Origin of the sequence: Acinetobacter faecalis (assembly GCF_034187745.1) — a bacterium.
GTDB classification, from domain to species: domain Bacteria; phylum Pseudomonadota; class Gammaproteobacteria; order Pseudomonadales; family Moraxellaceae; genus Acinetobacter; species Acinetobacter faecalis.
The window spans coordinates 111,995-131,544 of sequence record NZ_JAXHPF010000007.1; the positions used below are offsets into that span (position 1 = coordinate 111,995).

Here is a 19,550-nt window from a genome sequence, read left to right on the forward strand (position 1 = left end):
TTAAGCAAAAACACCTTCTCTAATTTGAAAGTCTAGGGCGGTTAAACGCTCTGGCGTACCAACATCAACCCATACTGCTTGCATTTTTTTAGCAGAAATTTGCCCTTTTAGCATGGCTTCTTTTAAAAGTGGTGCAAGCGGACGTTTACCCTGCTCTAAACCATCAAACATTTTAGGATGAATCACTGAAATTCCGCTAAAAGTCAGATTCTCACCCTCAACTTCTTGATCTAAGGTATAAGCACGCCCATCTTTTAAAGTGAAATCACCTTTTGGATGTTGCGTTGGATTTTCAACTAAAATTAAATGCGCCAAATCATCTTGTAAATTTACGCTGAGTAAATCTGTAAAATCAAATGTTGTCCAAACATCACCATTCACCAAAATAAACGGTTCATCGCCTAATAGTGGCAAAGCATTGATAATTCCGCCCGCAGTTTCCAAACCTTCATCTTCACGTGTCCAAAGAATGTTTACACCAAACTGAGAGCCATTACCTAAAGTACCAATCAGCACATCTGCCAACCAAGCACTATTAATAACAATGTCCGTGACACCAATATTTTTCAGTTTTTCAATATGCCAAACAATGAGTGGCTTAGAACCCACTTCAAGCAATGGTTTTGGTTTATAAAGGGTCAATGGACGCATGCGATTACCTAATCCTGCGGCCAAAATCATCGCTTTCATTTATGCAACAACCTCATATTTGCCATATTTTTCTTCAAATTTAGGCATTACTTTTTCTTCGATGTACTGCATAAATGGCTTAAGCTCATCATATGCTTTACTTTCTTCAATTAAATACCACATTACACGCGGTAAATCTTTCAAATATCCAGATTTTCCATCACGTTCAAATAAACGTACAAAAATACCTAAAATTTTAAGATGACGCTGAATCGCCATAAAATCTGCATCTTTCTTGAATTGATCAAAATCACGATCTTCTTTAGATGCTTCTGGCAGCATGTCGTAAAACAATTTAAACCACGAATAAACACGGTCTGCATTCCATTGCACGTATGCATCACGTGTAATCGAAATAAGGTCATAAGTATCTGCACCAATCACAGCATCTTGAAAGTCGATCACACCAAGGTCTGTTTCACCCTCAACTTTCATTAAGTTACGACTATGATAATCACGATGCACAATCACTTGCGGTTGAGCTACAGCGGCATTCGCTAAAATTGCAAAAGTTCGCTTAATGAGTGCAAGTTCATCTGAAGTTGGTTTAATTTGTAGTGATGGCAACATCCAATCTGTGAGCAATTCCATTTCAGAAATTAACTTTTCATACGAATATTCAGGAAAGCTTCCTATTCCATCAATTTGTTGTAATTGGATTAACTGTTTAAAACTTTGTTCATAATAGAGATCTACAGTTTCGTCATTTAATAATGTAGAAAGCAGGATATCTCCAAAGTCTTCTAACAGTAAGAAGCCTTGCGTTAAATCTTTTGAAATAATTTGCGGTACTCGCACCCCATTTTCATGGAAAAACTCATCTATTGTCACAAAAGGTGCACAATCTTCTTTATCAGGTGGTGCATCCATGAGCATAAATGATTTATTATTAAAATGGATTCGTGCATAACGACGGAAACTTGCATCGCCTGCTAAATAATTAATTTCAAATTTATCTGAACCGAGTACAGATGTAATCCATGATTGTATCAATTGTTCGCGTTGTATATTCATTTGCAATAAATTCTAAGACAGGCAGAGTTTTTTGAAGTATTAAGTGTAGCCACTTATAGACTTTTTCTCTATGATGCGACAATAATTAATTGCGATTAAGCATTCTTGGTTAATGAGACAAATGAAGCATCACTTTAAATTTAATCCTTTAGCGACTGCGATCTTAACCCTTTTATGTGGCAGTACTGTCACAAGTTATGCTTCATCAGCAGATAGCACATCATCTACGACAAATGAACAATTAAAAACTGCAATAAAAGACGTTTATCCAGGTCAACAATTTTTTGAACAGTATTATGTAGATAAATCTGCACCTGAAGCACAGCAAAGACTTGGTGGCAAACCAAGCTCGTCTTTTTGTCAAGGTACTTGGATCACACCTATAACACCAGGTACTAAAACTGGTAATTCAACTACAGATAGTTCTGTTGTGACAGCCGATTATGGACACTACAATCCAAATGGTGATTCTATATTAGAAGGCAATGTTGTTATTGAACAACAAGGTCGCATCATTAATGCCAACCAAGTAACCATTGATAAAACACAAACTTTTGCCCATGCAAAAGGTAATGTGCAAATGGCGCAAGGTGGCTTGCTTTCTCAAAGTGATGAAATTAACTACAACTTAAAAACCCAAGAAGGTGATTTAAGTAATAGTTTATATATTGAAGAAACTCAGCATGCTCATGGTAGCGCTGAAAAAATTTCAAGAACATCTAATAATATCACTGTGCTCAATAATGCAAGTTATACAACTTGCCCGCCGAATGAAGCACCAACTTGGAATATTAAAGCCAAAGAAATTAAAATTAACCAAGAAACAGGGCGTGGTGAAACCAAGGGTACAAAACTGTACGTAAAAAATGTACCCGTTATGGCAGTACCTTATTTCAACTTCCCTATTGATGATCGTCGTACCACTGGTATTTTGACACCTAGTTTTGGTTTTACCAACAATGGTGGCTTAGAACTTGGCGTTCCTGTTTATTTAAACCTTGCACCAAATTACGATGCAACCATTACACCTCGCTACATTAGTGATCGTGGTGCAATGTTTAATGGTCAATTCCGTTATTTAACAGAAAATTTTGGTTCTGGTTTAGTTAGCGGTGGCTTTTTAGGTTCAGATAAAGAATACAACAATGAAGATCGTAAAGAGTTTCATTTTGAACATTTCTGGCAAATTAATAAGCAGTTCTCTACTCAAGCAGAATACAACTACGCTTCAGATAAAGATTACTTCTCAGATTTAAATAATAACCCCGATGCACGTACAGACTTAAACTTACGTCGTGCCTGGGAATTGAATTACAGCCATGGTATTCCTGGCTTAAAGGCAAAACTTAAAGTAGAAGATTTCCAAACATTAGATCCTACAGTTAAAGATAAAGATCGCCCTTATGCCCGCTTACCACAATTTTTATTAAACTATAAAACGGGCAATCCTCAAGGTTTCCAAGTTGAGTTTAATAACAATACTGCTTATTTCCAAAAAGACATTTCTGACTTTTCAGAAGTAGCTCAACCAAGTGGTACACGTATTTATAATGACTTTACTGTTCGCTATAACTATAGCAACCAATGGTCTTATATTCGTCCTGCTGCATCTATTCGAAATATAAATACATTCTTCGATGAAGACACAAAAGATCGAAGTAACACAACAGAAAATATTTCTGTAACAGTACCTCAATTCACTTTAGATGCAGGGCTCCTTTTTGAAAAAGAAGGTAAGTATTTACAAACACTTTCACCACGTGCTTTTTACGCTTATGCACCATATAAAGATCAATTAGGCAATCCAAACTTCGATTCTGTATCAGCATCTATTGGTTATGATCAATTATTTAGCTCTAAACGCTTTTATGGTCATGACCGTTTAGAAGACAATAACTTTGCATCTTTAGGTGTAAGTTACAGCTTATTTGATGAAGTCGGCTTAGAACGCTTACGTGCAAGTGTTGGTCAAAGCTTCTTCTTTGAAGATCGTCGTGTAATTTTAAATAATAAATACGATGAATTTGATACCCAAAAACGTACAGGTCCAATTGTTAGCCTTTCTAGCCAAATTACTCAAAATTTAAGTGTAAATGCAAATGGTTCATGGCTTTCTAATGGTGATAGCTCTCAATACAACATCAACACATTCTACGGTACAGACAACGGTCAACTTTATAGCTTAGGTTATATTTACCGTGCAGATCTAACTGACCGACAAAATGCTTATGATCAAATTGCTGCCTCTTTCGTACAACCAATTCATAACAATTGGCGAATTTTAGGTCACGCACAATACGATATTGATAATCGTGTTACTCGTGATTTACTTTTAGGGATTAATTACGAATCGTGCTGTTGGGGCATTTCTGTATATGGTCGCTCATACTACAATGACTTAGACAATGTAAACTCACCAGATGTTAAAGCTAATCGTGCTGTTATGGCAGAATTTACATTTAAAGGTTTAGGTGGTTTCAATAATAAACTTGCATCTTTATTAGAAAACCGTATTTTAGGATTTAATAAAGTAAATCAATCGTGGACACAACGTTAATGAAGACGACACAAATAAAATTATTATGTAAAGCAAGTGTTCTTGCGCTGAGCATTTCATTCGCAGCACCCGTATTTGCTCAAAACTCAAATGAAGTTGTGGCTGTCGTTGACAACAATGTAATTCTAAAAAGTGATTTAGCTCAGAGTGTGGCTGAAATTCAGCGTCGCTTCCAAGCACAAAAACAAGAATTACCACCGCAACAAATTCTTGAGCAGCAAGCTTTAGAGCAACTTATTATCCGCCAAGCACAACTTGAACAAGTTGCACGCTTTAATGTTAAGCCTGATGAAAAAGCATTAAATGATGCAGTTCTTAGCGTTGCAAGCCAATCTGGTATTAAAAGCTTAGCAGCATTTCAACAAAAGTTAGATGCTCAACAACCTGGTACCTATGCAGCTGTTCGTAGTCGTATCGCAGAAGACTTGGCAATTAACCGCTTACGTCAACAAGTAGTAATGTCACGCATTAAAATTAGTGACAAAGATGTTGCAAACTTCTTAAAAACACCTCAAGGTCAAGCAGCTCTTGGCAACCAAGTACATGTACTTCACATCCGTGTATCGGGTTCTGGTGATATTCAAACCACTGCTCAACAAATACGTAAAGAGTTCAGCAATAATAATGATGTAAAGGCACTTGCTAAACAGTTTTCATCAAATGATGTAAAAGTTGACGGTGCAGATATGGGCTTTAGAAGCTTATCGAATATCCCTGCTGAACTAGCTGCACGTGTAAGCCCTCTTGACGTTGGTCAAACAACTGACCTTATTACTGTTCCAGATGGTATTCACATTTTAAAACTTATTGATCGCAAATCTAGCGAACAAAAAGCAATTGTTCCACAATATCAAACTCGTCATATTTTAATTCAACCTTCGGAGGTTGTTAGCCCTGAAAATGCAAAACAAACAATTGATAGCATTTATAAGCGCTTAAAAGCTGGTGAAGATTTTGCGGTACTTGCATCAACATTCTCCAACGATACTGGTTCTGCACGTGATGGTGGTAGCCTTGGCTGGGTAACTCCCGGTGTAATGGTACCTGAGTTCGAAGCAAAGATGAAAAGTACAGCCAAGGGACAAATTAGTGAACCATTCCAATCTCAATTCGGATGGCACATTCTAGAGGTTACCGACACACGTCAACAAGATATGACAAGCCAATATCAAGAACGTATGGCACGTCAAATTCTTGGAGAACGTCAATTTGATACTGAACTTGACAGCTGGTTAAGAGAAGTTCGAAATAATGCTTTTGTTGAAATTAAAGACCCAAGTTTAGATCGTAAAAACAACGGTAAATAAACTTCAATTATTCCTAAAAAAGAGCTTCTATATAGAAGCTCTTTTTTTAAATTGAGCTTTTCTCAAATATAAAAAAGCCTCTCAATTGAGAGGCTTTTTTGAGTATTCAAAAATTAACGATTATTTTCGTCTTCTTGAACATCATCAAATTTAGTTTCGCCAGCTTCAAAGCCACCTTGACCACCAAAGCCACCTTGACCACCGAAGCCACCTTGTTGACCAAAGCCGCCTTGTTGACCGCCAAAGCCGCCTTGTTGACCACCGAAGCCACCTTGACCACCGAAGCCACCTTGACCACCGAAGCCACCTTGACCACCGAAGCCACCTTGACCACCGAAGCCACCAGCTTGACCACCAAAACCAGCGCCTTGTTGACCACCAAAACCAGCAGCGCCTTGAGCACCAGCAGGAGCACCAGCAGGACGTGGATTACGTGCAGGAACAACAGTTGAAATTGCATGCTTGTAAACCATTTGGCTTACTGTGTTTTTCAATAAGACAACGTATTGGTCAAATGACTCAATATGACCTTGCAACTTAATACCGTTTACAAGAAAAATAGAAACTGGAATACGTTCTTTACGGAGAGAATTTAAGAACGGATCTTGTAACGTTTGACCTTTAGACATGTTATAACTCCAAAAATTTTAAAAATATCAGCGCAAAAACTATCTTTATTTTTCAATTAAAAATTATCAAAAAGACAGTGGTGTAAATTCTGCTTTAATCGTAAAAGTTTCGCAAGTCTTCTTGTGCTTGCTTTACTGTACAGAATGTTTGAATTGTATGCGTTTTTTGCAAAGATCTTAACCAAGTATATTGACGTTTTGCAAGTTGTCGTGTTGCAAATAAAGCTTTGTCTTCCATCTCTGCTATCTTATTGTGAGATCTATCACCATTTTTAAGAAAATCTAACACTTGGCGGTAACCAACTGAGCGCATTGATGGCAAATTTTCGTTTAAATCGTATTTTTCAATCAAGGACTCAACCTCACTCAAAAAACCGATATCCCACATTATTTTTAGTCGTTGCTCTATTCGCTTGTGCAATTCTACACGATCAGGCATCAATGCGTAGTTATGAAATTTGTAACGATATGGTAAGTTTTTAGGCTGTTCTGCTTGTAATTGTGTAATTGGCTGCCCTGTTAACTTATAAACTTCTAATGCACGAATAATACGCTGCTTATCACTTACATTAAATTTTTGCCCTGCCAATGGATCTATAGCACATAAATCTGCATAAACAACATCCCAACCTTCACTTTCTGCTTTTGCTTCAATTTCATCACGAATAGCTTGGTCTGCATTTGGTAAATTACTTGAAAGACCTTCGAGCAAAGCTTTGAAATACAGCATTGTTCCCCCCACCAAAATCGGTGTTTTTCCCTTCGCATGTATTTGATCAATCAATAAAGATGCATCATCTACAAATTGCGCAGCGGAATAAACTTCAAGAGGTGAAATAATATCAATCAAATGATGCGGATATAGCTCCTGCTCGGCTTTTGTAGGTTTTGCAGTACCAATGTCCATATCTTTATAAACAAGCGCAGAATCGACTGAAATAAGCTCAAAACCACCCTTTTCATATAGCTCACATGCCAAAGCGGTTTTACCACTTGCAGTTGGCCCCATTAAATTGATGACCGGCAATTGATTTGACATGTACAGCTACTCTCCTCGAGCAAAAAGTTTATCTAGTTGAGCCAATGGAAATGCTCGCCAAGTTGGTCGACCATGATTACATTGACTTGCAAATTCTGTTTGCTCCATTTGACGAAGCAATGCATTCATTTCAGACAGGCTTAACAATCGATGCGCGCGTACTGCACTATGACATGCCATTCCTGCCAAAATTTGATCTCGTTTTTGCAATAAAGCTTGGGCTTCATCATTTGGATCTAAATCATTTAAAAGTTCAGGAACAAGTGATTCAAAATCTGCCTTATGCAAAATTGCAGGTACGCCACGTACAATCACTTGATCATCACCATATTGGTCTATTTCAAGCCCCAAACGTGCCAATTGATCTTTTAATTCATCAATACGCATGGCTTGCATACGACTAATATTTATAACTTTAGGAATTAACAATTGTTGCGAAGTCCAAAATTCAGGTTTATCCCAAGCAGATTTCATTTGTTGCAATACAATTCGCTCATGTGCTGCATGCATATCAACAATAATTAAGCCTTCGGTATTTTGCGCAAGAATATAAATACCATGTAGTTGCGCAATCGCAATACCTAAAGGATGCTCATCGACCTTTGGTGCTGCATCAAAAGTACTTAATTCATGATCTGAAGATGTTTGATCTACATTTTCACGCAAAGGTGCTAAATAAGTTTTAAGCACATTATTGAGTTGCTGTGAACCCGCATACGAATTTCGATTTTGCTGAGCATAATGAACAGTAGGCTGACTGGCATTAAATTCGGTTAATAATTCCGTTGATACTTGTGATTCTTGCTCTGATGCCACTTGTTCTTTATGTAATTGGAACTGCTCTTGATAACGTGGTTGTGCTTGATAAGGTTGCGCTTGTTCCGCAACATCCAGCTTCATTGCAGATGATAAATCTGCTGTCGCGGTTTGAAATTGAGCTAATGTATTTTTTGCATAGTGACGAACAAACTCATGAACTTCACGTTGATTTAAAAAACGAATTTCATGTTTAGTCGGATGTACGTTTACATCAATATTTTCAGGTTCAACTTCTAAAAACAACAAATATGCTGCATGTTGATGTCCATGTAAAATACCATCATAAGCCATACGTAGCGCATGAGAGATGGTTTTGTCTTTCACAATACGACCATTCACATAAACATATTGTACGTCTGCTTGTGAACGTGCGTCTGAAGGATGACCAAGCCAACCTGTTAAACGCATAGAAATACTATCGGAATCTATCCAATATGCATTTTCTGTAAAAGCACGTCCCAATAATTGCTGAACGCGCTGATAACGAAGCTCGCCACTATCTGCAATAGGCAAATTGAGCTTTATTGTGCCATTGTGCTCAAGCACGAATCGAATATCAAAATGAGTAAGCGCTAAACGTCGAACTATTTCTTCAATATGACCAAATTCTGTGCCTGGTTTTTTTAAGAATTTACGACGCGCAGGTACATTAAAAAATAAATCTTGCACACGAATATGTGTGCCTTTTGGCGTTGCAACAGCTTGAATTTCTTGACGATCAAATGCTGTTCCATTTACTTCAACCTGATAACCAATACCTTCATCATTTTGGCTACTGGTTAAGGTTAAACGAGAGACTGCTGCAATTGATGCAAGCGCTTCACCACGAAAACCCAAACTTACAATCGCGTGTAAATCTTCAGAAGTTTGAATTTTACTAGTTGCATGGCGCATAACAGCCAAAGATAAATCATTAGGATGAATACCTTTACCGTTATCCATAATTTCTATAAGCGTACTTCCGCCCTGTTCAACACGAATAATGAGTTCGGTTGCACCTGCATCAATTGAGTTTTCAAGTAATTCCTTGACCACCGATGCAGGACGTTCAATCACTTCACCTGCTGCAATTTGGTTGGCTAATGCAGCATCAAGTGTTCGAATACGACGTACGCTTAATTCATCACGCATGCTTAAAAGCACTCTCTAAGGCTTGTTGTAATTCAGAAGATGAAGATGTAAGTGTCACGATTCGTGTTAATTCATCTTCCGATTTTTCAATATTAATAATCAATTCTGCTTCAGGAATTTCTTCACCACCTTTCGATGGCCATTCAAATAAAAATAAAGCATTTTCAGTTTCTAAATAATCACGAATACCCATAAGTTCTAGCTCATAAGGATCGTTTAAACGGTATAGATCGAAATGAAAAATATCTTTACCTGAAATATTATAAGGCTCAACCAATGTATAAGTTGGACTTTTCACAGAACCTTGATGTCCCATACTTTGTAGTAAGTATCTGGTAAGTGTAGTTTTTCCTGCACCCAAATCACCAATCAAATAAACCACACCTTTGTTGAAATGTGTTGCCAAAACCTGAGCTAAATTTTGGGTATCATTTTCACTATTAAGCTGTAAATTAAATGAATACTGCATAATACTCACGATATGAAACAAAAGAATAATTATGATAGCATCGCACCGCTTTAAAGCCTATGTAAACGTAGCGAAATGTATAATTTTAATACGTGAAATTTTGACTGAAACACAACAGTTTGATGCCTAAATGATGAATACTCTCGAATTTTCACCACCAATGATTAATGGCGTGAGCGCAAGCAAGGTTTTTTTAGCAAAAATTACCACTGCACCAAGTAGCGTATTCGAATATTTATGTCAGGAATTCCACCATATTTCATCTAATGAATGGCAACAACGCTTTGAAGATGGCTTAATTTATGACGCTTTGGGAAATCGATTAACCATACAATCTGCTTATATTGCAGAATCGCATGTGTTTTATTACCGCTTTTTAGCACATGAAATTCACGTGCCATTTGAACATCATATTTTATTTGAAAATGAACATTTACTTGTGGTCGATAAACCACATTTTTTAACCATGAGTCCTACAGGACAATATGTACAAGAAACGCTTTTAGTTCGATTAAAAAAACAAACCAATAATGAATTTTTAACACCAATTCATCGACTAGATAGAGAAACAGCAGGTGTTGTTTTATTTTCTAAAAAAGTTGAAAGTCGTGGGATCTATCAACAAATGTTTGCAGAACGTAATGTTCAAAAAACTTATCATGCAATTGCACCTTATAAAAAAGAACTTAATTTTCCTTTCAATATTCAACTACGAATGGAAAAAGGTGAACCTTTTTATATAATGAAAATTGTAGATGGCACTCCCAATAGCGAAACGGAAATCCAACTTTTAGAACATAACAACACTTGGGCAAAGTATTTATTAAACCCCAAAACAGGTAAGCAACATCAACTTAGAGTTCACTTAAATTCACTTGATATTGCAATTAAAAACGACCCTTTTTACCCAATTCTAAAACATAAAGATGATGCTGACTTTTCACAGCCATTACAGCTTTTAGCAAAAGAAATATCATTTACAGATCCTTTACTATTCACACAAATGCAGTTTAAATCTCAATTTGAATTGACACTGTAATTTCATTGTAATTACAGTGTGTGAAAATAAATACTGTATATTTATTGAAATTACGTTAAGTTCCTTTACAATAAACGCATAAAATTTAAGTAATTTGCCGTTATAAAAATCATGAGAAAAACTGAAGTTTATCAAGTCCGTTTGGACTCACAAGAAAAGAAACAAGCCTTTGCTGTATTCAAACAGCTAGGGATCACACCTGCTCAAGCTGTACGATTGTTTTTTAAGCAAGTTGTGCTCACGAAATCAATCCCCTTTTCCATTGAAAATCAGAACATCAATCTTGAACAACTGATTAAATTAAGAAAGCTTAAACAAGAACAAAAAGGTTCAGATAATGAATCGGCAAATACATCGGTAAGTAATCATGAACTCATGTTGGATGATGATGACAGCGATTTATTTGAAGAATTAAATGCTTTATTAGGTGATTCTGACAAAGTTTAATATCTAAACTTCATCTAATTTTCTCATATATTTTTATTGTGCTTCATATATGAAATTCTATACATGGAGTAATTTAGAATCCGTCTAAATTACTCCATGTTTTTATTATTAGATTTTAAAACTTCTAAGCATGTTTTAAATCTAGTTTCAAATAACAATACAATTTACAGATTATTCATCTCTTTGCTTAGCGAGTTGAATTTGCTCTTCAGTTAAATAAATCCATTCACCTTCTGCAATATCACCCAAATCAAATTGCCCAATTTGTTGACGATGTAAACTTTCAACTTTATTTCCAACAGCAGCAATCATTCGCTTCACTTGATGATAAACACCTTGATGAACCGTCATTTGTAATTCATTTGAACTTAAACGAGTGACATCTGTTGCTGCAAAAATACCAGTTTCGTTACGCAGCTCTACGCCTGCTTCTAATTGCTGAACTTGCTCATCTGTTATTTCATCAGCCGTAAGCATTTTATAAACTTTAGGGACATGCTTTTTGGGATGTGTTAATGCTTGAAGAAATTGACCATCATCGGTTAACAGCAGCAAACCTGTCGTATCTTGATCTAAACGTCCAACACATTGAATACCACGGTTCGTTAAAATGTCATCAAATAAATCGAACACACTAAAATGATGTGTCGCTTGATGTGAACATTCATAACCTTTTGGCTTGTTCAGCGCGATATATACTTTCTCTCGGTAAGTATATTTCTCTTGGTAAACTTCAAACTCTAAATCATCTAGTTTTAATTTTTCTTTAGGATTATCTACAACAACACCATTAATACTTACAGCGCCATTTTTTATCAGTTGCTGACAATGTTTTCGCGCGCCAAAACCCTGTGACTGCAACATTTTTTCTAAAAACATAATCAACACCTAAATGTACATCAGTATAAAAATCATGTGCATTCTATACCGAAAAACTTAATTATTCTTATGTTTCCATATCACCACAACATCAACACTAAAAACAGCTACAATTCACTTTAATTTTAACGCCTAAGCCACATTTATGATGTCCAATTTAGATCTGAATTTAATTGTCTTACTTGTATTATTAGCATGTGGAATATTCAGCCACAATACTGCTGTTACAATTGCTGCGGGTGTTTTAATTATATTTAGAATCACCCCTTTAAGTGAGTTCTTTCCTTACTTGCAAGCACATGGTTTAAATATTGGCATTATTATTTTAACCATTGGCGTTTTAACTCCTATTGCGAGTGGAAAAATTTCAGGCGAAGCGATTATAAATTCTTTTATGAGTTGGAAATCTTTATTTGCTATTGGAGTTGGACTTTTTGTAGCTTGGTTAGGTGGTCGTGGCGTAACATTAATGACGCATCAACCCAATGTTGTTGCAGGCTTACTCATTGGCACTATTGCAGGCGTTGCTTTATTACGTGGCGTTCCTGTAGGACCACTCATTGCAGCAGGTATACTTTCATTGCTCATTGGTAAATCATAAATTTATGATTTACCAACTGAAACGCATCATTTAAAACAAAAATTAAGATGAATAATAAGAACTACGTTTTTGTGAAAATTTCTCAAGATGCTTTAAGAAACCTTCGAAATAATTTTTATCTTTTTCTTCAGTTCTAAAACCTGCATACAATGTACGGCGTAAACCAATTGGTGAAACACAACTTAAACGCCTAGATGTCACCCATCCCTTTTGTTCATATTCATTGACTACCCAATCAGGTAAAGCAGCAATCCCTCGACCACTTGCAACAAGCTGAATTAACATTTGTGTTAAGTCTGTTGTACGAACAGACTTTGGCATGATATTCGCGGGAAGAAATAGCTTTGCCATAATATCTAAACGGTGCTTATCTACAGGATAAGTAATTAAAGTTTCTTCTGCTAATTCTTTCACGGTAATGTTTTCTGCACGAACCAAAGGATGCGTATTTGAAAGAACTAAGCGAGATTCATATTCAAAAATTGGGAAATATTCAATTCCCTTTAACGCAATTGGATCTGCGGTAATAAGTAAATCAAATTCTGAATTTTGTAATAATTCATGCGGATTTGCTTCAAAGCCTGATGCAAAGTCTAAATCTACATCTGGATATTGATGTCTATACTGATTTAACAAAGGCATTAACCAATCAAAACAACTATGGCATTCTGACGAGAAAATAATTCGTCCCGTTTGCCCATGCACAATACGTGTAATATCAGACTGTGCAAGTTGAATCTGCGGCAAAATATCATCTGCTAACTTTAGTAATCTTTGCCCAACATTTGAAAACGTCACAGGACGGCTACGTCTATTTACAACCTCAACACCATACCAATGATCTAATTCTTTTAATTGATGTGAAATTGCTGATGGCGTTAAACATAAATCACTTGCAGCAGCAACCAATGAGCCATGCTCTCTTAAAGCAATAAGCGTTTTTAAATGACGAATTTCTAACATAAAACAATCCAATTTATCTTGAAGATAAATAGCAACAAGTGAATTAAATTCATCTTATCATATTTTTGGTTATTTTTATTCACAGTAAAATTCACCTGTTAAAATTTGGCTCATTTATTCATTTTCATTCATATTTCCTTATAAGTTTAAGAAATAAAAAAGCCCCTTTTCAGGAGCTTTTTTATTAATCTTTTTACAATTTAAAAATTAAGATACAGCGACAAATTTCGCGCGTGCTGCATGTAGTTTTTTATAACTATCAATTAAACGTAAATGACGATCTAAACCTTCAAGTTGCATATTTGTTTCAGTTAAACCATGGAAACGAATGCTTCCATCCATTGAACCAATTACAGCATCTATACGTTCGTCACCAAACATACGGCGGAAGTTAGGCTCAAAATCATTTAAGTCTAACTCATCATCTAACTCTACTTCTAAAACGACATTCATACATTGATAGAACAAACCACGCTCAACTGTATTAGTGTTGTATTGAAGGAAAGTTTCTACCAACTCTTTTGCTTCTTCAAATTGTTGCAATGCAATGTAAATTAACAATTTTAATTCAAGAATTGTGAGCTGTCCCCATTCGGTATTTTCATCAAATTCAATACCAATGAGTGTTTTGATTTCAGTGTAATCGTCTACTTCAACTTCTTCTAAACGCTCAACTAAAGCTTCAAGTTGCTCTTCATCTAAACGGTGAATATTTAAAATGTCTTCACGGAATAAAAGTGCTTTGTTGGTGTTATCCCAAACTAAATCTTCTACAAGATAAACTTCAGAATAATCTGGCACTAAAATACGACAAGCCGTTGCACCTAAATGTTGATACACCGCCATATAGCTTTCTTTACCTAATTCTTCAAGAATTGAGAATAATGTAGCAGCTTCTTCTTCGTTGGCATTTTCGCCTTCGCTTGAGAAGTCCCACTCTACAAATTCGTAATCTGAATTTGAACTAAAGAAATGCCAAGACACTACACCGCTAGAATCAATAAAGTGTTCTACATAGTTATTTGGCTCAGTTACAGCATTTGAGCTAAATGTTGGTTTTGGTAAATCGTTTAAGCCTTCGAAACTACGACCTTGTAGCAATTCCGTTAAGCTACGTTCTAAAGCAACTTCAAGTTTAGGATGTGCGCCAAATGAAGCGAATACACCACCTGTACGTGGGTTCATCAGCGTTACGCACATAACAGGGAATTGACCACCTAAAGATGCATCTTTCACCAATACAGGGAAACCTTGCTCTTCTAAGCCTTTAATACCTGCAACAATACCTGGATACTTCGCTAGAACTTCTTCAGGAACATCTGGAAGTGTAAGTTCACCCTGTAAAATTTCACGTTTTACAGCACGTTCAAAGATTTCAGATAAACACTGAACTTGTGCTTCCGCTAATGTGTTCCCTGCACTCATACCATTTGAAAGGTATAAGTTTTCAATGAGGTTAGATGGGAAATAAACCGTTTCACCATCTGATTGACGTACAAATGGCAAAGAACAAATACCACGTGCCGTATTACCCGAATTGGTGTCGTATAAATGCGTACCTAAAAGTTCATCTTCAGGGTTATAAATTTCTAAAGTGTATTCATCTAAAATTTCTTTTGGTAATTCGCCATTTGGACCTGGTTGGAACCACTTTTCATCTGGATAATGTACAAATTCTGCATTGGCAATATCTTCCCCCCAGAATTGATCGTTATAGAAGAAGTTACAATTCAAACGCTCAATAAATTCGCCCAAAGCCGAAGCCAAAGCACTTTCTTTTGTTGAACCTTTACCATTGGTAAAGCACATTGGAGATTGTGCATCACGAATATGAAGTGACCACACATTTGGCACAATATTACGCCAAGATGCGATTTCAATTTTCATGCCTAAACCTGCCAAAATTGCAGACATATTGGCAATGGTTTCTTCAAGCGGTTTATCTTTACCTAAAATATATGTGCATTTTTCAGAAGCTAGGCTTGGCATAAGTAAAGCTTGAGCATCAGCATCAATGCTTTCTACTTCTTCAATAACAAACTCAGGCCCTGTTTGAATCACTTTTTTAACCGTACAACGGTCAATTGAACGCAAAATCCCTTGGCGGTCTTTTTCTGAAATATCCGCAGGCAATTCGACCTGAATTTTAAAAATTTGTTTATAACGATTTTCAGGATCTACAATATTATTTTGAGATAGACGAATATTGTCTGTTGGAATATCACGTGCAGCACAATAAACTTTTACAAAATATGCAGCGCAAAGTGCAGATGAAGCAAGAAAATAATCGAATGGACCCGGTGCAGAACCATCACCTTTATAGCGAATTGGCTGATCGGCGATTACTGTAAAATCATCGAACTTTGCTTCTTGTCGAAGATTGTCGAGATAATTAACCTTTATTTCCATGCATGCACCTAAATATTCCTATATGTCTGCATCGACATATAAAAATCTAAATTTTGTAACCTAAGCCGTTTCAAATAGATGAGTTTGACTTAAAAAGATGTGACTTATGCGAAATTCAGTTGATTCACCAAATTTAGCATTCGTAATAATGATCGCTATTATAAAGGGATTTGAAGATATATATAACCGTTGTCTGAGAATGAATGTTGTCTATAACTTATGAATCTTAAACTGCCATTTAATCTACAGCTGATACTTTTTATAATACGAACAAAATATGACTTAAATAAAAATGATAAATTTCAATTAAAAAAACAATTTCCATCTTATTTCTTTATTCCAAAACTCTTCACACTCTATTCACACATGCCTACTTAGAATCTTAAAAACAAGCTTAAATGTGGAATATTAAGATGAAACATACAAAGAAAATTGTACTCGCTGCACTGACCATACCCGTACTTTGGCTATCAGGCTGTAAAAGCATTCCAAGTTATTCATCGGACTATCAACAAGCAAGAACTACTATACAAGGCGTAATGTTAGATGATCAAAAAGCCTTTGATATTGGTGCACGTTTCACAACAACATTTGACACTTTAGGTACACCCAATTTCGTTGAAAATGCCACTAACTTGTATGAAGAAAAACTATTTATAAATGACACACTCTCACAGTTTTCTTCACGTGAAAATTTAGTAGAACATTTCAAAGGCATGAACAACCGAGTTAGCAATGTAACGGTTACGCTTCTCAACACTTCATATTATCAAGATTCAGCGTACGTACATTGGTCTATGGCGTATGATTTCAAAATTTTTGGTACAACTCGCACTATGGCATCTCATGGTATTAGCGAAATGAAGATTAATGAAAATAATAAAATTATTTTCCAACAAGATTTTTGGGATCCAGCTGATGGCTTATACCGTTCATTACCATATGTAGGAGGTACTTACTCATGGTTACTCCCTTTCAAAAAATCACCTTAATTTCCAGCATACTGATAGCCTCTGCTATCAGTATGCCTAGCTTTGCCAAAACTGAAAAACAGTGTGGTAATGGTGAATTACTTGTGAGTAAAAAAATTGTAGGTACAGCAACTTACGCAGCTGAAAATTGCAATAAGCCTTGGTTAGGACAGAATATTCAGATGGAATTTAACTATACTGAAAATATTCCTGAATGGGCTTTTAAACGTGCCGCAACACATTTTCTGAAAAGAAATATGAATAACTTAAAAGATGATTCCGCACTTCACCAAGTTACGGCACTTTATCGACCTGTAAAAAAAGGTGCTGTATATAAATTATCTTATGTTCATGCAAATCAAACATTAACCTTATCTTTAAATAATCGTGTTTTGGGTAAAGTTAAAGATCCACAAATCCAGCAATATTTCGTAATTTGGCTAGGCAAAGCGCCATTTAGTGCTAAATTGAAACAGCAATTGTTAAATTAAGTGCAGAAGCAAAATTTATGTCAAAGCATTTTATTCTTATGGTCGAAGATCATCACGAATTAGCATCTACATTATGTGAATTTTTAGAAGAACATGATTTTGTGGTCGATCATGCACGTAATTTAGATGCAGCACGTAATTTACTAAAACAACGTCCCTATCACATGCTCCTTCTAGACATTAACCTACCTGACGGTTCTGGCTATGATTTGTGTGAATGGTTACGTAATCAAGAAAGTATGGATATTCCTGTATTAATGCTCACAGCACGTGACACCTTAGATGACAAACTGAAAGGTTTTAAATCTGGTACAGATGATTACTTAGTTAAGCCTTTTGACTTTAATGAATTAGTGATGCGTGTTAAAGCTTTAATTAAACGCTCATTAGGCGAAGTTTCAAACCGTGAACTCAGAATTTCAGATTTAGTTTTAGACCCTGGACGCCAATATGTAAGTCGAGCTGGGCAAGCAATTGAGTTACCACCTATTCAGTTCAAATTGCTTAAACTGCTTGTACGAAATGCACCAAATGTCTTAACTAAACAAGAAATAATGATGGAACTTTGGGGCGATGAAGAACCTGAAAGTGATGCTTTACGAAGTCATATTTATAATCTTCGTAAAATGATTGATAAACCTTTTGAGCAAAAATTGATTCAGACCATTTCGGGTGTTGGATTAAAAATTTCTACAGAAACTTAAATTTAAAGCTGATTAAATCGGTAGACCACTTCAAAGATGATCTTTTATTGATTCAAATACACCACCACAATTAAACCTGTGGTGTTTTCTAAATCTAAATCATGATGTGTATGTAAATAATATTGACGATCAAACAATTCAACACGCCAGCCTAGTTGCTTACAAAGCTTTTGTACCAACTGTAAACCAATTCCATGACCTTTAACTTCTAATTGCAATTGAAGTCCAGATAACTCCTGCACTTTTGCATCATTTGGTAATGGAATACCAATGCCATTATCTGCAATAAGAACTTTATTCTTTTGTAAAATAACGTCTATTTGTGAACCTTGAGAATAATTTAAGGCATTACGCAAAATATTTCCAAACACCATTTTGCTCATAGATGGATAAATTTTACGGAGCTTTTCATCTTCATCACTTTTCAAATTAATTTGAATTCCTTTTAGCTGACTTGAAGAATTTAAATCTTGAACTAGATCATTTAAAAAATCTGAAAGTCTTGCTTCTTCAGCCACCAATGTATTTGTTGTATTTCGTGCAATTGCTAAAAGTGTGTCTACCAATAATTGCATATCTTCAATTGTATTATGCAACCGTGTAAACGATTTGGTTTCGCCATAACGCGTCTGACACAACTGCACATTACCTTTTAAAATGGTCAGCGGTGTTCTAAGCTCGTGACTTACATCTCCCGTAAATTCACGCTCACGGTTAATAAACTCACTTAAAACTTGATGATATTTTTCTAAAGCTTGTTTCAAATATTCAGCCTCCATATTGGAGTCTGTACTAATACCCTGAAATGGAGATGCTTCTTTATTTTGATGTTCCCAATCAATATTATCTAAAGCATTGGCTAAACGTGTAATTGGAGAAAAATAGCGTCTTGCTCTACGGTTCCACCACCAAAGCAAGCTATATAAAACAAATAAGCTGACCATAAGTGGGGCAAGACCAAATAACCAAACAAGCTTATTAACGTTGCTTTCACCAAAGACTAAAAAAACATGCTGACCATTACGTTCGCCATACACAGTCATACGGTCTTTACCATCAATAAAATGACGACTTACACCATAATTTAAATGCATGTTTTGAAACTTAACGGGTACGTCTTTTTCCCAACGATACCCATATAAATTTTTAGTATCGGGTAAATCTGCATTCGGATTACGCTCCAAACGCTCCCAATAATGCGCCATTTCCTGTTCTAAGGCAGTTTTTAGTAATGTTCCTTTTATCACCCATGCACTACAGGTAATTCCTATCACCACCGAAAGTGCAATAAATCCTATTTGTAGCCAGTAATATCTATTAAAAACCTCACCTAAAGGATGAGCGCGTTTGTCGCGAAATAGCTTCAACATAAACTCATCTCTCCAGTGGTT

Annotated in this window: 18 protein-coding genes; 8 read left to right on the forward strand and 10 right to left on the reverse strand. The window is 35.9% G+C overall.

All coding sequences use genetic code 11. The annotated features are described in order from the left end of the window. Positions 1–690 carry an N-acetylmuramate alpha-1-phosphate uridylyltransferase MurU gene (murU, locus tag SKM54_RS09345; protein WP_321088440.1) on the reverse strand — a complete coding sequence of 230 codons (690 nt, stop codon included), beginning with the start codon at positions 688–690 and terminating at the stop codon, positions 1–3. Beyond that, the gene (locus SKM54_RS09350; protein ID WP_154772795.1) at positions 691–1,704 is read right to left on the reverse strand and encodes an aminoglycoside phosphotransferase family protein; all 1,014 of its coding nucleotides are present in this window, start codon (positions 1,702–1,704) and stop codon (positions 691–693) included. A gap of 121 nt (positions 1,705–1,825) precedes the next feature. On the opposite strand from SKM54_RS09350, the gene SKM54_RS09355 reads away from it, so the two are divergent. Continuing rightward, a complete protein-coding gene (locus tag SKM54_RS09355) occupies positions 1,826–4,261 on the forward strand; it encodes an LPS-assembly protein LptD (protein ID WP_321095216.1) in 2,436 nt (811 codons plus the stop codon). Continuing rightward, the gene (locus SKM54_RS09360; protein ID WP_321095217.1) at positions 4,261–5,568 is read left to right on the forward strand and encodes a peptidylprolyl isomerase; all 1,308 of its coding nucleotides are present in this window, start codon (positions 4,261–4,263) and stop codon (positions 5,566–5,568) included. Before SKM54_RS09355 ends, SKM54_RS09360 begins: the two co-directional genes overlap by 1 nt. A 113-nt stretch (positions 5,569–5,681) precedes the next feature. Here SKM54_RS09360 and hfq read toward each other — a convergent pair whose 3' ends face one another. From hfq to tsaE, 4 genes are all read right to left on the reverse strand, one after another. Beyond that, the gene (gene hfq, locus SKM54_RS09365; protein WP_154772792.1) at positions 5,682–6,197 is read right to left on the reverse strand and encodes an RNA chaperone Hfq; all 516 of its coding nucleotides are present in this window, start codon (positions 6,195–6,197) and stop codon (positions 5,682–5,684) included. A gap of 94 nt (positions 6,198–6,291) precedes the next feature. Next, entirely contained in the window at positions 6,292–7,236 is a 945-nt protein-coding gene (gene miaA, locus SKM54_RS09370; RefSeq protein ID WP_154772791.1) for a tRNA (adenosine(37)-N6)-dimethylallyltransferase MiaA, read from the reverse strand. Between the two features lie 6 nt (positions 7,237–7,242). Then, a complete protein-coding gene (gene mutL / locus SKM54_RS09375) occupies positions 7,243–9,186 on the reverse strand; it encodes a DNA mismatch repair endonuclease MutL (RefSeq protein ID WP_154772790.1) in 1,944 nt (647 codons plus the stop codon). Beyond that, positions 9,179–9,655 (reverse strand): tRNA (adenosine(37)-N6)-threonylcarbamoyltransferase complex ATPase subunit type 1 TsaE, encoded by a 477-nt coding sequence (tsaE, locus tag SKM54_RS09380; protein WP_154772789.1) that lies wholly within the window; start codon positions 9,653–9,655, stop codon positions 9,179–9,181. The genes mutL and tsaE overlap by 8 nt, the downstream gene beginning before the upstream one ends. Before the next feature lie 130 nt (positions 9,656–9,785). On the opposite strand from tsaE, the gene SKM54_RS09385 reads away from it, so the two are divergent. Further along, entirely contained in the window at positions 9,786–10,694 is a 909-nt protein-coding gene (locus SKM54_RS09385; RefSeq protein WP_248103522.1) for a pseudouridine synthase, read from the forward strand. A gap of 111 nt (positions 10,695–10,805) precedes the next feature. Beyond that, positions 10,806–11,141 carry a type II toxin-antitoxin system RelB/DinJ family antitoxin gene (locus SKM54_RS09390; protein ID WP_154772787.1) on the forward strand — a complete coding sequence of 112 codons (336 nt, stop codon included), beginning with the start codon at positions 10,806–10,808 and terminating at the stop codon, positions 11,139–11,141. A gap of 171 nt (positions 11,142–11,312) precedes the next feature. On the opposite strand, the gene SKM54_RS09395 is transcribed toward SKM54_RS09390, so the two are convergent. After that, positions 11,313–12,020: a pseudouridine synthase gene (locus SKM54_RS09395; protein WP_321095218.1), complete on the reverse strand. Its 708-nt coding sequence runs from the start codon at positions 12,018–12,020 to the stop codon at positions 11,313–11,315. Between the two features lie 148 nt (positions 12,021–12,168). On the opposite strand from SKM54_RS09395, the gene SKM54_RS09400 reads away from it, so the two are divergent. Further along, positions 12,169–12,621 (forward strand): DUF441 domain-containing protein, encoded by a 453-nt coding sequence (locus SKM54_RS09400; protein ID WP_407061303.1) that lies wholly within the window; start codon positions 12,169–12,171, stop codon positions 12,619–12,621. Positions 12,622–12,663: 42 nt separating this feature from the next. On the opposite strand, the gene SKM54_RS09405 is transcribed toward SKM54_RS09400, so the two are convergent. Next, a complete protein-coding gene (locus tag SKM54_RS09405; protein ID WP_321088433.1) occupies positions 12,664–13,584 on the reverse strand; it encodes a LysR family transcriptional regulator in 921 nt (306 codons plus the stop codon). 207 nt (positions 13,585–13,791) lie between these two features. Continuing rightward, positions 13,792–15,993, reverse strand: a complete 2,202-nt coding sequence (locus tag SKM54_RS09410; protein ID WP_321095220.1) for an OsmC domain/YcaO domain-containing protein — start codon at positions 15,991–15,993, stop codon at positions 13,792–13,794. Between the two features lie 413 nt (positions 15,994–16,406). On the opposite strand from SKM54_RS09410, the gene SKM54_RS09415 reads away from it, so the two are divergent. Genes SKM54_RS09415 through SKM54_RS09425 form a run of 3 tightly spaced genes read left to right on the forward strand, consistent with a single transcriptional unit; the run spans position 16,407 to position 18,159 of the window. Next, positions 16,407–16,985, forward strand: a complete 579-nt coding sequence (locus tag SKM54_RS09415) for a nuclear transport factor 2 family protein (protein ID WP_154772782.1) — start codon at positions 16,407–16,409, stop codon at positions 16,983–16,985. Then, positions 16,955–17,455 carry a chalcone isomerase family protein gene (locus tag SKM54_RS09420; RefSeq protein WP_321095221.1) on the forward strand — a complete coding sequence of 167 codons (501 nt, stop codon included), beginning with the start codon at positions 16,955–16,957 and terminating at the stop codon, positions 17,453–17,455. The genes SKM54_RS09415 and SKM54_RS09420 overlap by 31 nt, the downstream gene beginning before the upstream one ends. A 17-nt stretch (positions 17,456–17,472) precedes the next feature. After that, positions 17,473–18,159, forward strand: coding sequence for a response regulator transcription factor (locus SKM54_RS09425; RefSeq protein WP_321095222.1), 687 nt, complete (start codon positions 17,473–17,475; stop codon positions 18,157–18,159). Positions 18,160–18,203: 44 nt separating this feature from the next. Here the strand turns inward: SKM54_RS09425 and SKM54_RS09430 are convergent, their stop codons facing one another. Beyond that, positions 18,204–19,529, reverse strand: a complete 1,326-nt coding sequence (locus SKM54_RS09430; protein ID WP_248103528.1) for a sensor histidine kinase — start codon at positions 19,527–19,529, stop codon at positions 18,204–18,206. Between the last annotated feature and the right edge of the window lie 21 nt (positions 19,530–19,550).

Excerpts from the sequence above, each read along its gene's own strand:
- murU (WP_321088440.1), bottom strand. The coding sequence starts at position 690 with ATGAAAGCGATGATTTTGGCCGCAGGATTAGGTAATCGCATGCGTCCA.
- SKM54_RS09350 (WP_154772795.1), bottom strand. The coding sequence starts at position 1,704 with ATGAATATACAACGCGAACAATTGATACAATCATGGATTACATCTGTA.
- SKM54_RS09355 (WP_321095216.1), top strand. The coding sequence starts at position 1,826 with ATGAAGCATCACTTTAAATTTAATCCTTTAGCGACTGCGATCTTAACC.
- SKM54_RS09360 (WP_321095217.1), top strand. The coding sequence starts at position 4,261 with ATGAAGACGACACAAATAAAATTATTATGTAAAGCAAGTGTTCTTGCG.
- hfq (WP_154772792.1), bottom strand. The coding sequence starts at position 6,197 with ATGTCTAAAGGTCAAACGTTACAAGATCCGTTCTTAAATTCTCTCCGT.
- miaA (WP_154772791.1), bottom strand. The coding sequence starts at position 7,236 with ATGTCAAATCAATTGCCGGTCATCAATTTAATGGGGCCAACTGCAAGT.
- mutL (WP_154772790.1), bottom strand. The coding sequence starts at position 9,186 with ATGCGTGATGAATTAAGCGTACGTCGTATTCGAACACTTGATGCTGCA.
- tsaE (WP_154772789.1), bottom strand. The coding sequence starts at position 9,655 with ATGCAGTATTCATTTAATTTACAGCTTAATAGTGAAAATGATACCCAA.
- SKM54_RS09385 (WP_248103522.1), top strand. The coding sequence starts at position 9,786 with ATGATGAATACTCTCGAATTTTCACCACCAATGATTAATGGCGTGAGC.
- SKM54_RS09390 (WP_154772787.1), top strand. The coding sequence starts at position 10,806 with ATGAGAAAAACTGAAGTTTATCAAGTCCGTTTGGACTCACAAGAAAAG.
- SKM54_RS09395 (WP_321095218.1), bottom strand. The coding sequence starts at position 12,020 with ATGTTTTTAGAAAAAATGTTGCAGTCACAGGGTTTTGGCGCGCGAAAA.
- SKM54_RS09400 (WP_407061303.1), top strand. The coding sequence starts at position 12,169 with ATGTCCAATTTAGATCTGAATTTAATTGTCTTACTTGTATTATTAGCA.
- SKM54_RS09405 (WP_321088433.1), bottom strand. The coding sequence starts at position 13,584 with ATGTTAGAAATTCGTCATTTAAAAACGCTTATTGCTTTAAGAGAGCAT.
- SKM54_RS09410 (WP_321095220.1), bottom strand. The coding sequence starts at position 15,993 with ATGGAAATAAAGGTTAATTATCTCGACAATCTTCGACAAGAAGCAAAG.
- SKM54_RS09415 (WP_154772782.1), top strand. The coding sequence starts at position 16,407 with ATGAAACATACAAAGAAAATTGTACTCGCTGCACTGACCATACCCGTA.
- SKM54_RS09420 (WP_321095221.1), top strand. The coding sequence starts at position 16,955 with ATGGTTACTCCCTTTCAAAAAATCACCTTAATTTCCAGCATACTGATA.
- SKM54_RS09425 (WP_321095222.1), top strand. The coding sequence starts at position 17,473 with ATGTCAAAGCATTTTATTCTTATGGTCGAAGATCATCACGAATTAGCA.
- SKM54_RS09430 (WP_248103528.1), bottom strand. The coding sequence starts at position 19,529 with ATGTTGAAGCTATTTCGCGACAAACGCGCTCATCCTTTAGGTGAGGTT.